Annotated in this window: 11 protein-coding genes; all 11 read right to left on the reverse strand. The window is 64.6% G+C overall.

The window, feature by feature from the left end; all coding sequences use genetic code 11:
• Positions 1–95: 95 nt before the first annotated feature.
• Positions 96–2,207: a hybrid sensor histidine kinase/response regulator gene (locus BT125_RS11165; RefSeq protein ID WP_072406895.1), complete on the reverse strand. Its 2,112-nt coding sequence runs from the start codon at positions 2,205–2,207 to the stop codon at positions 96–98.
• A 204-nt stretch (positions 2,208–2,411) separates the two neighbouring features.
• A complete protein-coding gene (locus tag BT125_RS11170; protein WP_218190264.1) occupies positions 2,412–5,510 on the reverse strand; it encodes an error-prone DNA polymerase in 3,099 nt (1,032 codons plus the stop codon).
• A complete protein-coding gene (locus BT125_RS11175; protein ID WP_072406899.1) occupies positions 5,486–6,907 on the reverse strand; it encodes a Y-family DNA polymerase in 1,422 nt (473 codons plus the stop codon). The genes BT125_RS11170 and BT125_RS11175 overlap by 25 nt, the downstream gene beginning before the upstream one ends.
• Positions 6,908–6,914: 7 nt before the next feature.
• Entirely contained in the window at positions 6,915–7,547 is a 633-nt protein-coding gene (gene imuA / locus BT125_RS11180; protein ID WP_072406901.1) for a translesion DNA synthesis-associated protein ImuA, read from the reverse strand.
• A complete protein-coding gene (lexA, locus tag BT125_RS11185) occupies positions 7,547–8,164 on the reverse strand; it encodes a transcriptional repressor LexA (RefSeq protein ID WP_072406903.1) in 618 nt (205 codons plus the stop codon). The genes imuA and lexA overlap by 1 nt, the downstream gene beginning before the upstream one ends.
• A 105-nt stretch (positions 8,165–8,269) precedes the next feature.
• Positions 8,270–8,551 (reverse strand): DUF971 domain-containing protein, encoded by a 282-nt coding sequence (locus tag BT125_RS11190; RefSeq protein WP_072406905.1) that lies wholly within the window; start codon positions 8,549–8,551, stop codon positions 8,270–8,272.
• The gene (locus BT125_RS11195; RefSeq protein ID WP_072406907.1) at positions 8,548–9,510 is read right to left on the reverse strand and encodes a HEAT repeat domain-containing protein; all 963 of its coding nucleotides are present in this window, start codon (positions 9,508–9,510) and stop codon (positions 8,548–8,550) included. Before BT125_RS11195 ends, BT125_RS11190 begins: the two co-directional genes overlap by 4 nt.
• The gene (locus tag BT125_RS11200) at positions 9,507–10,355 is read right to left on the reverse strand and encodes an ABC transporter ATP-binding protein (protein ID WP_072406909.1); all 849 of its coding nucleotides are present in this window, start codon (positions 10,353–10,355) and stop codon (positions 9,507–9,509) included. Before BT125_RS11200 ends, BT125_RS11195 begins: the two co-directional genes overlap by 4 nt.
• On the reverse strand, positions 10,355–11,137 hold the full coding sequence (locus BT125_RS11205; RefSeq protein WP_072406911.1) for an ABC transporter permease: 783 nt from the start codon (positions 11,135–11,137) through the stop codon (positions 10,355–10,357). Before BT125_RS11205 ends, BT125_RS11200 begins: the two co-directional genes overlap by 1 nt.
• Positions 11,138–11,273: 136 nt before the next feature.
• Entirely contained in the window at positions 11,274–12,680 is a 1,407-nt protein-coding gene (locus tag BT125_RS11210; protein ID WP_072406913.1) for an ABC transporter substrate-binding protein, read from the reverse strand.
• A gap of 232 nt (positions 12,681–12,912) precedes the next feature.
• Positions 12,913–13,158, reverse strand: coding sequence for a 4Fe-4S dicluster domain-containing protein (locus BT125_RS11215; RefSeq protein WP_003180418.1), 246 nt, complete (start codon positions 13,156–13,158; stop codon positions 12,913–12,915).
• Positions 13,159–13,179 lie beyond the last annotated feature (21 nt).

Genomic DNA, 13,179 nt, shown 5'->3' on the forward strand with positions numbered 1-13,179 from the left:
GGCACCTCGTTCATGACAGGGCCGGATGGATGACCGGTCTTGAACATTCGAAGGTGACGCGACGGCTTCGGTTCCATTTGTTTAAGACGCCACGATCAACCGCCCAGCACGCTCCTCACCATGCGGGCCAGTGCGTCCGGGCCGTAGGGTTTGCTTAACAAATGGGTATCGGGGCTCAATTGATGGTTGCGGGAGATGATGTCCCGGGTGTGCCCCGAGGTGAACAGCACAGGGACCGGCGGGCTCTGCACCTTGGCCCAGGCGGCCAGGTCGGAACTCTTGATCAGGCCGGGCATGACCACGTCGGTGAAGATCAGGTCGACCGGGGTGCCATCCAACAGCAGCTTCATCGCCTCATCGCCGTTGGCGGCCGTGAGGGTCTTATAGCCGCACTGTTCCAGCAGTTCCACCGACGCGCTGCGCACCTCGTCGTTGTCCTCCACCACCAGGATCGTCTCTTGCTGGCCGGCATGAAGCGCGTCGTGTTGCTCGGTTTCCCCTGCTTCGGGCGCAAGGCTTCGAGGGAAATACATCCGCACCCGCGTGCCTTCGCCCAGGTCACTGGCGATCTCGATATGGCCGCCACTCTGCTTGACGAACCCGAACACCATGCTCAATCCAAGCCCGGTGCCCTGGCCATCGGTCTTGGTGGTGAAAAACGGTTCGAACACCTGCTTCAGAACGTCGGGCGGCATGCCGACACCGCAATCGATCACCGACAGCCGGACATAGTCGCCGGCCACAATCCCCTTGCCGGCGCAGAACGCTTCATCGAGCACGATGTTCTCGCCGATCAGACGGATGGTGCCCTCGCCCCGCATGGCATCACGCGCATTGATCGCCAGGTTCAACAGGGCATTTTCCAGCTGATTGCGATCAACATGGATGCACCAGGGTTCCTGGGGCAGGCTCACGTCGATCAGAATGGTTTCGCCCAAGGCCCGTTGCAGCAGTTCCCCCATGCCCTCGTAGATGCGCCGTGGGTTGTAGACCGCCGGTGACAATGGCTGGCGCCGGGCGAAAGCCAGCAACTGCGATGACAACTTGGCCCCCCGCTCCACGGCTTCGATGGAGGCACTGACCCGCCGTTGCACATTGGCGTTGTCCCGTTCGTGGCGGGCCAGCAAGTGCAAATTGCCGGCGATCACCTGCAGCAAATTGTTGAAATCATGGGCCACGCCACCGGTGAGGCCACCAATGGCCTCGAGCTTCTGCGACTGGCGCAACTGCTCTTCGGCTGCCAACCGCGCCTGCACCTCGTCGGCGACACGCTGCTCCAGGTCGCGGGTGAATTTGAGCAGCGAAGCTTCGGCCGTCTTGCGCTCGTTGATATCAATCAACACGCCCGGAAACCGCAGGGGCCGGCCTGTCCTGTCGAACTCGCATCGACCGCTGGCCAGCACCCACCGGTAGTCACCGCCCAGGCGGCGGACCCGATACTCAGCGCTGTAAGGCGTGCCTGTACGCACGGTCAGTTCGACCCGCTGGTTGACCTCTTCAAGGTCGTCCGGGTGGATGCCCTGGCGGGCAATCTCTATTGGCAGTGCGTCCAGCGGACAGTCGGGTGGGTAGTTGAAGGTGCGGGCAAAACGCTCATCGCCCGACAGCGTGTCGGCCTGGATGTCCCAGACGAACGACCCCAGCAAGGGCCCGGCCGAGAGCGCCAGCTGGATGCGTTCATTGACCGCGCGGTAACTGCGTTCGGCCTCTTGCCGTGCGCGCTCGGTCAATACGTGCTCTGTGGTTTCCACCACAATCGCCAGCACGCCCCCCGGGCACTGGTCATCATCGGGCACCGGGCTGTAGTAGAGGTCCATCCACACGTCTTCAGGCTTGCCATCGCGCAGCAGGACCAGCTCTTTGCTGCGGTAGGACAAGGTGCCGCCGGCCAGACAGACGTCCAGTACATGGCGATTGAATTCGGCGACCTCCGGCCAGCCCAACTCCACCGCGCACCCCAGCAAGTAGGGATGGCGGCCGCCGGCGAACTCGGCATAGGCATCGTTGTAAATCATGAAACCCTGGCGGCCCCACAACATCACCATCGGCAGGGGCGAAGCCAGCAATAATTGGACAGCGCTACGCAAGCTGGCGGACCAGTGCTCGATGGCGCCCAACTCGGTTCGGCTCCAATCGAACGCCCGGATACGCCCGGCCATCTCACCGCCCCACCCAGGGCAGCCGTGATTCTGGGATAGAAACTCCATGGTCGACTCTGAACCTCAAAAATGCCTGCAGGGAATCGACAGACACAAATCCCTTGCGATCAGAGCTTCGAGCGCCGGGTTGGCGTTTGGTTTCATGTGAGGGCGCTGTTCGGATCGGGGAGACGATTAACACTGTGGCGAGGGGATTTATCCCCTCGCCACGTAATTCCGATGCCGCAGAAATCGCGTCTCCAGCCTGCGAATTCAGCGGAAATCGCGGCTCTGCACTTGGATACCCGCCAGCAATTGAGTTAGGTCGCTCAAGCGCCCGGCGATCAAGTGGCGAACCTCGCCGACGCTTTCCCAGCGTCCGTCGACCCTGAGCAATTGCGAGCCCACCAGGGTCTTGCGTTGGCGCTCGGCCAGGTCGCGCCAGACCACCACGTTGAGGTTGCCGAATTCATCTTCCAGGGTGACGAAGGTCACGCCGCTGGCCGTGCCCGGGCGTTGGCGACCGGTGACCAGCCCGGCGACGCTGACATTGCGGCCATGCTCCACGTTTTGCAATTCCCGAGAACTGCGGCAGCGTCGGGCGCGCAGTTCGGGACGCAGCAGGGCCAGCGGATGAGGGCCTAGTGTCGTGCCCAGCGTGGCGTAATCGGCAAACAGGTTTTCCCCCAGTGTGGGTTCGGGCAGAGCCACGGGCGGTTCTTCCTGGCTGGGCAAACCGGCGAACAAGCCCAGTTGCTTCTGCACTCCGGCCACTTCCCAGCGGGCCCGATGGCGATCCCCGGCCAAGCCCTGCAAGGCCCCCGCGTCGGCCAGTTGCGCCTGGGCCCGGGCATCGAGTTGCGCGCGCTCGCCCAAGTCGGCCACATCGCTGAAGGGCCGATGCCGGCGCGCCGCTTCGATACGCAGGGCATCCTCTACGCGAAAGCCCTTGACCAGGCGCAGCCCCAGGCGGATCGCCGGTTGCCGGCCTTCCATGGGTTCAAGGCTGCAATCCCAATCGCTGGCGCGCACGTCCACCGGGTGGATCGACAGTTGATGCCGGCGGGCATCCTGGAGGATCTGGTCCGGGCTGTAGAAGCCCATCGGCCAACTGTTGATCAGGGCACAGGCGAATGCCGCCGGTTCGTGGCACTTGAGCCAACTGCTGGCGTAGGTCAGCAAGGCGAAACTGGCTGCATGGGACTCGGGGAAACCGTAATTGCCGAAGCCTTTGATCTGTTCGAAGATTTGCGCGGCGAATTCAACGGTGTAGCCGTTTTTCTTCATCCCCTGCGCCAGGCGTTCCCGATGGGGCTCCAACCCGCCGTGACGTTTCCAGGCCGCCATGGAACGCCGCAACTGGTCGGCCTCTCCCGGGGTGTAATCGGCCGCGACGATGGCGATCTGCATGACCTGCTCCTGAAACAAGGGAACGCCCAGGGTGCGGTTGAGCACTTGTTCCAGCGCGTCAGAGGGATAAGTCACCGCCTCTTCGTTGTTTCTGCGCCGCAGGTACGGGTGCACCATCCCACCCTGGATCGGCCCGGGGCGTACAATCGCCACTTCGATGACCAAGTCGTAGAACGTCTTGGGCCTCAGCCGAGGCAACATCGACATCTGCGCCCGGGACTCGATCTGGAAGACACCGATGGTGTCGGCGCGGCTGATCATTTCGTAAGTAGCCCGATCATCCTTGGGCAACGACGCCAGGGCATAACGCTGCCCCCGGTACTGCTCGATCAAGTCGAAACAGCGCCGGATCGCGCTGAGCATGCCCAGGGCCAGGATGTCCACCTTGAGCAGCCCGACCGCGTCCAGGTCGTCCTTGTCCCACTGGATGATGGTGCGCTCGGCCATGGCGGCGTTTTCCACCGGCACCAGGGTGTCCAGGGGCTGTTCGGAAATCACGAAGCCGCCAGGGTGCTGGGATAAATGCCGGGGAAAACCGATCAATTGCTGGGTCAGGCTCAGGACCCGACGCAACACCGGGCTGTCCGGATCGAAGCCGCCCTCACGCAAGCGCTCCACCGGCGGTGCCTCGTCGCTCCAGCGACCACAGCAATCGGCCAGGGCGTTGACCTGATCCGGCGGCAGGCCCAAGGCCTTGGCCACATCGCGTACCGCCCCGGCGCCGTGGTAACTGCTGACCACTGCCGTCAAGGCCGCACGATGACGACCATAGCGCTGGAACACGTATTGCAGCACTTCCTCGCGACGGTCGTGTTCGAAGTCGACGTCGATGTCCGGTGGCTCGTTGCGCTCCCGGGACAGGAAGCGTTCGAACAACAGGCTGGTGAGGCTGGGATCGATTTCGGTGATGCCCAAGGCGTAGCACACCGCCGAGTTGGCCGCCGAACCGCGCCCCTGGCAAAGGATATGGCGGCTGCGGGCAAAGCTGACGATGTCCTGCACGGTGAGGAAATAGCTGTCATAGCCCAACTCGGCGATCAGGCTCAGCTCCTTGTCGATCTGTACCCGCACCTTGTCTGTCACGCCATCCTTCCACCGCTCGCGCATGCCACGCTCGGTCAATTCCCGCAGCCAGGACGCGGGTTCATGTCCTTCGGGCACCAGCTCGCGGGGGTATTGATAGCGCAATTGGCCGAGGTCGAAGGTGCAGCGTCGGGCGATGTTCAGGGTTTCATCGAGCAAGGCCTGCGGGTAGAGATCGGCCAGATCCTCGCGGCTGCGCAGGTGGCGCTCGCCGTTGGGGTGCAAGCGCTGGCCGGCCTCGGCCACCGTGACGTGGTGACGGATGGCGGTCATGGTGTCCTGCAAGGCGCGACGGCCGCGCGCGTGCATGTGCACATCGCCGCTGGCCACGGCTGGAAGGTTCAAGCGCTCCGCCAACGCCAGCACATCCGCCAGCCGACGCCGGTCGTCCTGCCCGCAATGCAACTGGACCGTCAGCCACAGGCGCCCGGCAAACATTGACTGGAGCCAGCGGCCCTGGTCTTCGGGGGCTTTACCATCGGGCACCCACAGCGCCAACAATCCCGGCAAGGGCTCGTCGAAATCCTCTCGCACGATGCGGTAGTGACCCTTCTCGCTGCGACGCCGGGCGCGGGTGATCAACCGGCACAAGGTTTGATAACCGTCCAGGTTTTCCACCAGCAACACCAACTTTGGACCGTTCTCGACCTGGATCTCGCTGCCGACGATCAGGTGCAGGTCCAACTCCCTGGCCGCCTGCCAGGCCCGGACGATCCCGGCCAGGGTGCATTCATCGGTGATCGCCAGGGCCTGGTAGCCCTGCTGCTTGGCGCGACGGCACAACTCCAGAGCACTGGAGGCGCCGCGCTGGAAGCTGAAGTTCGACAGGCAATGCAGCTCGGCATACTCAACGCTCATGCGAACCAGCCCTGCAGCCACAGCGGCCCGCCCTCGCCCACCGGTCGATAGGCCCAGCCACGTTGTCCGCTGCGGGTTTCGATCAGGTAATAGTCGCGGCGCACATCCGCGCCATCCCACCAACCGGTCTCGATGCGCTCAGGGCCCATGAGGATGTGCGCCTGACCTTGCGCCAATGCCTGGGGCTCCTCCAGCAGCCAGCCGGGACGCTGCACGCCGTCGCGCACCGGACAAGTCTGGGATCGGGGTTGGGAGGTCATTTGCCAGGCGCACTCAGGCCGATGGTCGTCGCGAAACCCCAGGCCCTGCACGGCGTCATCCCCCAGCCGGGCCCGCAAGCGTTCGCGCAGTTGCTCCCAGGGCAAGGACTGTTGCGGGCGCTCATCGAACAGTTCCAGGCGCTGGGGCACGAAACTCGGCAGGTCTTCGGCACACAAGCGAAAGCCCCGCACCGGGGCTTCCACCTGTACTTGTTCCAAGCGGCCACGGGCCAGTTCGAAGAGCATCGAGGGATCCCGTTCGGCGCTGAGCAGGCCGACCTTGATCAGCGTGTCCGGCAACCCGGCGTGTTCCAGGTGCAGGTCAAAACGCTGCACGCCGCTGTCACGACCGCAGAGGAAAGCCGACAGATCACCGGTCAGTCGGCGCAACGGGAAAAGCAACGCCTGATGGGACTGCACGTCGTAGTTGAGTTCGATGCGCACATCGAAACGGTCCGGCGGCAAATAGAACGACAACGCCAAGGTGCGGCTGCCCGTCAGTGCGTCGAGGTGCTTGAGCACCTGGGCTTCGAAGCGTCGTGCCAGGGTGTGCCGGGGCAAGGCCTGGACCTGGCTCAGGCGACGCAGGCCCATGCGCGACAGCGCCGTGGCGACGTCGGGCTCCAGGCCGATCCGGTCCACCGGCATTTGCCCCAGGCACGCCTGCAAAGTCTCGCTATCGGGGACCACCAGGGCGTCATAGGCATTGGCCAACACCCGTGCCGCCACTGGGTTCGGAGCGGCGACGATGCGATGACGAAAGCCCAGCTCGGTCAGTTCGGCTCGCAAGCGCGCCTCGAATACCGGCCAGGGCCCGAACAGGCCCAGGCTCGACTCGATCTCGAACAGCAGCGTCCGCGGATAATGCACGCTGACCTGGGCGCTGAAACGGTAGGCCCAGGCTGCGAGGAACTGCTGCCAATGTTCGATCTGCGCCGCGTCGTATTCCGCGGTGGCAAAGCCTTTGCTCAAGGCCTGGGCGGCGGTCATGGTCTGGCCGGGCCGCAAGCCCAGGGCCCGTGCCGGCGCGTTCACCGCTTGCAGCACCCGACGCTGGGCCGGACCGGTCAGCAATGCCAGGGGCTGGTCGGGATCGGGGCGCTGACGCAGCGCGGCGTCCAGCGCCAATTGCGGGAAGAGAATACAGACCCAGCGCATCGCAACCTCAATGCCCGGTTTGTGGGGCGAGTGTGGCAAAGGCAATCGGCGCAGAACGGACTAGCCCGCCCCGGCACTTGAGCACGCGCAACTGCGCAGGCCGGGTATCGATGGCAATGCGCAGGGCCGCTGGCGACGGGTTGATGGCTTCCTGGATCGAGCGCCAGGCGAACGCCAGGGTCTGGCCGGTTTCCGCCGCCACTTGCAGGCGGCGCAAGGCCCGGTCGTCCGCCTGGCGGGGCCAGCACAGCACCGCGCCGCAACTGCCCGAGCGCAGGCATTGTTCGGTGGCCCAGAGGGCATCGCGTTCATCGGCCCGGATCACTGACAGATGGCGCAGGTCTACCCCGGCGTTCTGCCAGGCCTGGGGATAGGGCACGAACGGTGGCGCCACCAGCACGATCCGCTCCCCCGCCGCCGACAACCGCGCCAGGGTCGGCCACACCAATTGCAACTCACCCACGCCCGGCGCGGCGATAAGCAACTCCGTCAACGCCGCTTCCGGCCAGCCACCACTGGGCAGCGCCGCGTCCAATGCCGCATGGCCGGTGGGTTGCGGGCTGGCGGCCGGCGGCGCAGGCCGGCCCTTCCAGACCTGGCCGCCGTTGAACAGCGTGTCCAGCGCAACGACAGCACCCATCAGCCTTGCCTCAACAGGCCACAGAACACCCCTTCAATGGCCAGGTCCTGGTCGGCTTCGACGATGATCGGCTGGTAGGCCGGGTTGCGCGGCAGCAGGCGCACCCGTTCGCCGATGCGCTCGAAACGCTTGATGGTGACTTCACCGTCGAGCCGTGCCACGACAATCTGGCCGTTGGAGGCTTGGGGGGTGCGCTGCACGCCCACCAGGTCGCCGTCGAGAATACCGTCCCCGATCATCGAGTCGCCCTGGACCCGCAGCAGGTAATCCGGCGCCTTGGTGAACATCGCCGGATCCAGCATCAGGCGGCTGTGGACCTCGGCATCGGCGCCGATCGGCAAGCCGGCCGCCACTCGCCCCAGCACCGGGACGTCCAGCAGCTCCGGGCGTGCCGGCTGGTTCAGCAAGCGGATACCCCGGGCCTGGTGCGGATTGACTTCGATAAAACCGGCTTCGGTCAGCGCCAGCACATGCTTGCGCGCCACGCTGCGGGAGGCGAACCCGAACGCCTCGCTGATTTCAGCGAGACTGGGAGGCTGACCCTGATCGGCGATGCGTTCGCGAATGAAGGTCAGGATGGCGGCGCGGCGGGGGGTGAGAGTCGTCATGGAGTACATTTGTACTCTTTCGGGATTTTTCTGACAAGCGCCGCCAGTCAGTTCACAGCTTGCCTGTATCGCCTTCATCGCGAGCAAGCTCACTCCCACAGGGGGCCGAGGTGATCATGTAGCCTCAAGCCCCGCCAGGTAGGCCCACGGGTAAATCCCTCGCTCATGCCCGTCACTGAAAACCAGTTGCACCCCGTAGCCCTGTGGGTTGACTGCCACCACCCGAATCCACGGGTCAACCTGGACGGTGAGCCCTTGCAGGCGCAGCGCCCGGCACCGCGAGCACGGACAGTGACGGCGCAGGGTGACGTGGTCCAGGCGCTGCTCACGGCCGCCGGGCCAGTCCAGGCGCAATTGGCCTTTGCCTTGGGAATTGCCCAGCGCCAGCGGGCTCATTGCAGCTGACCCAAGGCAATGCGTACGGCCTTGCGCACTTCGGGGTCGCCATCGTCCTGGGTCGCCTGCAATGCCGGGATAGCGCCTGGTTCGTTCAACTCTCCCAAGGCCAGGGCCGCTTCCTTGCGCAAGTTGCTGATGCGATGGCCCAGGGTTTCGATCAAGGCCGACAACGCCGGGGCGTAACGCAAGCGACCGAGGCTGCGAGTGGCCCGCAAGCGCACTTGCCAATAATCGTCGCCCAAGGCCTCGACCAAGGCCGGACCGGCATCGGCGTGACCGACCTTGCCCAAGGTGGTGGCGGCCTCTTCGCGCACCGCCCAGGCCGGATCCCGGAGGGCCTGGCGCAACGCCGGCAAGACTTGCGCATCCGAAGCCAGGCCAAGGGCGCCGGTGGCCGCGCGGCGTACCTCAGTATCCGGATCATCACTGGCCAACCGGGCCAAGGCCGGCAAGGCGTCGAGGTGCTTGAGCCAGCCCAGCACGCCAACCGCCTCGCGACGCACGCTGGCATCGCCGTCAGCCAGGGCAACGATTGCCGCCGATGCCGCCTCGAGCAAGCGCAACTCGCGCAAGGCCCTGAACGCCGCGACACGCACACCGGCCTCGGCATGTGCCGTCCAGGGCAAGATCACCCTTCCCGCCGTCTCGCTCTTGAGCAGGCTCAGGCTCTGGGCGGCAGCGGCCTGCACACTTGGCGACGGATCGGTCAGAGCCTCGCACAAGGCCGTCACCACCGGCGCGTCCTCCCAGGCTTCAAGCAATCGCGCGGCTTCGGCTCGCACGTCGGCACTGGGGTCCTCGGCCAGGCGGTCCACCAGCCACAGCAGGCCTTCAGGCTCCTCAAGGTCGGCCAGTTCGATCAGGGCGATGCGGCGCACGCCCGGATCCTCGTCAGTCAGGCGTGGTTGCAGGGCAAGGATGTCGTCGTTGTCGGTGTTTTCGAATAGAGAGGTCATAGGGCAAATCGCGGCAAGGAGGTTTCAGGGGGAAGCCCGAGGGGATTGAGGCGCGGCAACTGCCGACCGTCCTCATGGCGCAGCAGGTCGAGGCAGTGGCGTTTCAAGCGGGAGAATTCAGGGCGGGTGACCAGTTCGGTCGTGCGTGGCCGTGGGAAATCCAGGCGCAGGTCCTCGATGATTCGCCCCGGACGCGGGCTCATCACCAACAAGCGATCGGCCAGGAACAGCGCCTCGTCGATGTCGTGGGTGACGAACACCACGGTGGTGCGGATGCGGGTCCAGATGTCCAGCAGCAGCTCTTGCATATTCAACCGGGTCAGGGCATCAAGCGCGCCGAAGGGTTCGTCCATCAGCAGCAGCCGTGGACGGTTGACCAGCACCCGAGCGATCTCCACCCGTTGCTGCATGCCTCCGGAGAGCTGGTCCGGCCAGTGCCCGGCGAAGCCTTCCAGGCCCACCAGCGCAAGGATTTCATCAGCGGCCCGGTGCCGTTCGGCCTTGCCCAGGCCGCCCATCTTCAGGCCGAAGGCGACGTTGTCCCGCACGCTGCGCCAAGGAAACAGCGTATGTTGCTGGAACACCATGCCGCGTTGGGGCGACGGGCCGGAAACGCTCAAGCCGTCGACATTCAAGCTGCCGGAGCGCGGTTGCAGATGCCCGGCCAACGCCCCGAGCAAGGTGGACTTGCCGCAGCCGGACGGCCCGAGGACACAGACGAACTGGCCCGCCTCGATCTGGCAATCGAGCCCCTGAACCGCTTCGAAGGCCTGGGCTCCCTGGCCAAGGACAATGGACAACTGACGGATATCGATCCGTCCTTCGGGTGTTTGCATCATGCTCATCAGGCTTTTCCTCGTGGCCGATGCCAAGGCGTGAACAGCCCGCCCAGGCGTTTGATCAACAGGCTGCTGCCCATGCCCAACACACCGATCAGCAACATGCCGACGACGATGTCGGCGTAGTTCTGCACGGTGTAGGAGGCCCAGGTGTAGTAGCCGATGCCGTACTGGCCGGCGATCATTTCCGCCGTCACCAGGCAGAACCAGGACGTGCCCATGCCGATAGCCAGGCCGGTGATGATGCTCGGCGCGGCGCCCGGCAGAATCACCTCCAACAGGATCGCCCGGCGTCCGGCCCCGAGGCTTTTTGCCGAGGCGATCAGCCGCCGGTCCACGCCTTCGACGCCGTGTACGGTGTTGAGCAGGATCGGGAACAGCGCGCCGGTGAAGGTGATGAACACCATCGACAGTTCCGACGAAGGGAACATCAGGATCGCCAGGGGGATCCAGGCCACCGCCGGGATCGGCCGTAGCACTTCCAGGGGCGGCAGCAACAGGTCTTCGGCCCATTTCGAACGACCGATGGCCAGGCCCAGCGCCACGCCAATCAACAGTGCCGCGCCATAACCGGCAAAGACCCGGCCCAGACTGCTGCCCAGGTGTCGGGCGAGATTGCCCGACTCTCCCAGGCCCAGCGCCGCCTGGATAACTGCCAGTGGCGTCGGGACGTTGGCGAAGGTCACCAGGCCGAGGTTCCAGTGGCCGGTTGCAGCGAGTTGCCAGAACAACAGGCAGAGCAGCAGTGAAGCGGCTCGCAGGAGCCAGCGTGAAAATGATCGGGGCACAATGCTTCCTCTCAGTCGAGATCCTGTGGGAGCGGGCTTGCTCGCGAAAGCGATGGGTCAGCCGACATCGATGTCGAATGTCAGTCTGCATTCGCGAGCAAGCCCGCTCCCACAGTCCATCAAGTTGTTTTGACGGTTAGCGGGCGGCAACGGAATGGCTGGTGGCCTCGCTGAAGTCGAAGACTTTTCCGCCCTGGGCGGTAGCGAATTGCTGGGCCTGCCCCTTGAGCAGGAACGCGCTGAGCTGGCCCTTGGCATCACTGGCGAACCACGCCTGTTCGGCCAGCAGCTTGATTCCGCTGTCGCTGGCCTGGGCATAGACGGCGCGGATGCCCTTGCCTTCCTGCTTGAGGCTCGCCAGCGCGGCGAAGGCCGATTGGGCCGAGGCGTAATGGCGCACTTTCGGCTCGCCGCGTACCCAGATCTCGGCCACATGGCGGGCGTCGGCTATTGCCTGGCCGGTCGATGCATCGCTGCTGCCCAGCGGGGTCTGGGCGTAGTCAGCCAGTTGCGTGGTGTAGTCCAGGTTGGACGCCTTGAAGGCGGCGCGGATGTACTGGTCATCGATGAAGGTATTGAGGTCCAGGCCGCGATCAGCCTTTTTCAGCAGCTTTAGGGTGTCGATGGCGGTGCCGACGGCCTGGCGGTATTCCGGTTTCCAAGTCAGGTCGCGGGTCTGCACCCCCAGCGGCCCGTGGAACAGGTAATTGACCTCGGCATCCACGCCAGTGACCTTGGCGATCAACTCGCTGTACTTCTCCGGCTCGGCGGCCAGCAGTTGATTGGCCTCGATGGTGGCGCGCAGGTAGGCGACGACGATTTCCGGGTATTGCTTGGCGTAAGCCTGGTCCACCAGCGCGCCGTGGAACGTCGGTGTGTTGGCCTGGGCACCGTCATAGATCTTGCGGGCGAAACCCCGGCTGGGGAACAGTTCGGCGAACGGTACGAAGTCGGCATGGGCGTCGATCTTGCCGGCTTGCAGCGCCGAGCCGGCGACTTCCGGCGGCTGGGCAATGATGTTGACATCCTTGAGCGGATCCCAGCCCTGGGCCGCCACAGCGCGCAACAACATGCCGTGGGCGGTAGAGGCGAACGGCACGGAAATGGTCTTGCCCTTGAGCTCGGCCAGGGACTGCACGCCCGACGCACTGGGCACCACGATGCCGTTGCCGCTGCCCTGGGTGCTGCCCGACAGCACGCTAATGAACAGGCTGTGCTTGCCGGCAGTTTCGAACGCCACGCCGTTGAACGCGCCAGGGAAATCGGCCATGGCGCCGAAGTCGAGTTTGCCGGCGACCATCTCGTTGGTCAGCGGCGCGCCGCTGGTGAAGTTCTTCCACTGGATATCGTATTGGGCGTCTTTGTAGGCGCCGTCATGAGGCAGGTATTTATCCAGCAGGCCCAGCTCCCGGATCAACAAGCCGCCGGCGGCGCAGTTGATGGTGGTGTCCTGGGTGCCGATGGCGATGCGGATGGTTTCTGCCTGGGCAGGCAAGGTCAATGAAGCCAGTACCAGACCGGCGAGTGCTGCACGCAATAGCATGGGTGTATCCCCTCGAATCATTTATTGGATGTCGTCTCCGCCACGATCAGGGCGCGGTGGGAAACGAGGGGTGTTCTGAATGTGCGTCCGGGGGTGGCCGGATGGCTTTTGTGGTGTTTGGGTGGGCCTTCGCGAGCAAGCTCGCTCCCACAGGTTTATCGGTGTACATAAGATCTGCGACTGGCTTCGATCCACTGTGGGAGCGGGCTTGCTCGCGATGGCGTCCTGTCAGTCAGCGCAACAGATACGGAATCTCCACTTTCACCGCCCCCGTCGGGCAGTCCTTTTCACAGGGCATGCAGTACCAGCATTCGTCGAATGCCATATAGGCCTTCTGGGTCGCCGGGTTGATCGCCAGCAGGTCCATGGGGCACACATCGACGCAAACCGTGCAACCCTTGTGAGCGATGCATTTGTCCTCGTCCACGGTGACGGGGGCATTGGAACGGAAAAAGATTTCCTGGGGTTGATAAGCCATGGGCGTTCTCTCTGGGTGGAC

It is taken from the genome of Pseudomonas sp. NFACC04-2 (assembly GCF_900119265.1).
GTDB lineage: Bacteria > Pseudomonadota > Gammaproteobacteria > Pseudomonadales > Pseudomonadaceae > Aquipseudomonas > Aquipseudomonas fluorescens_AA.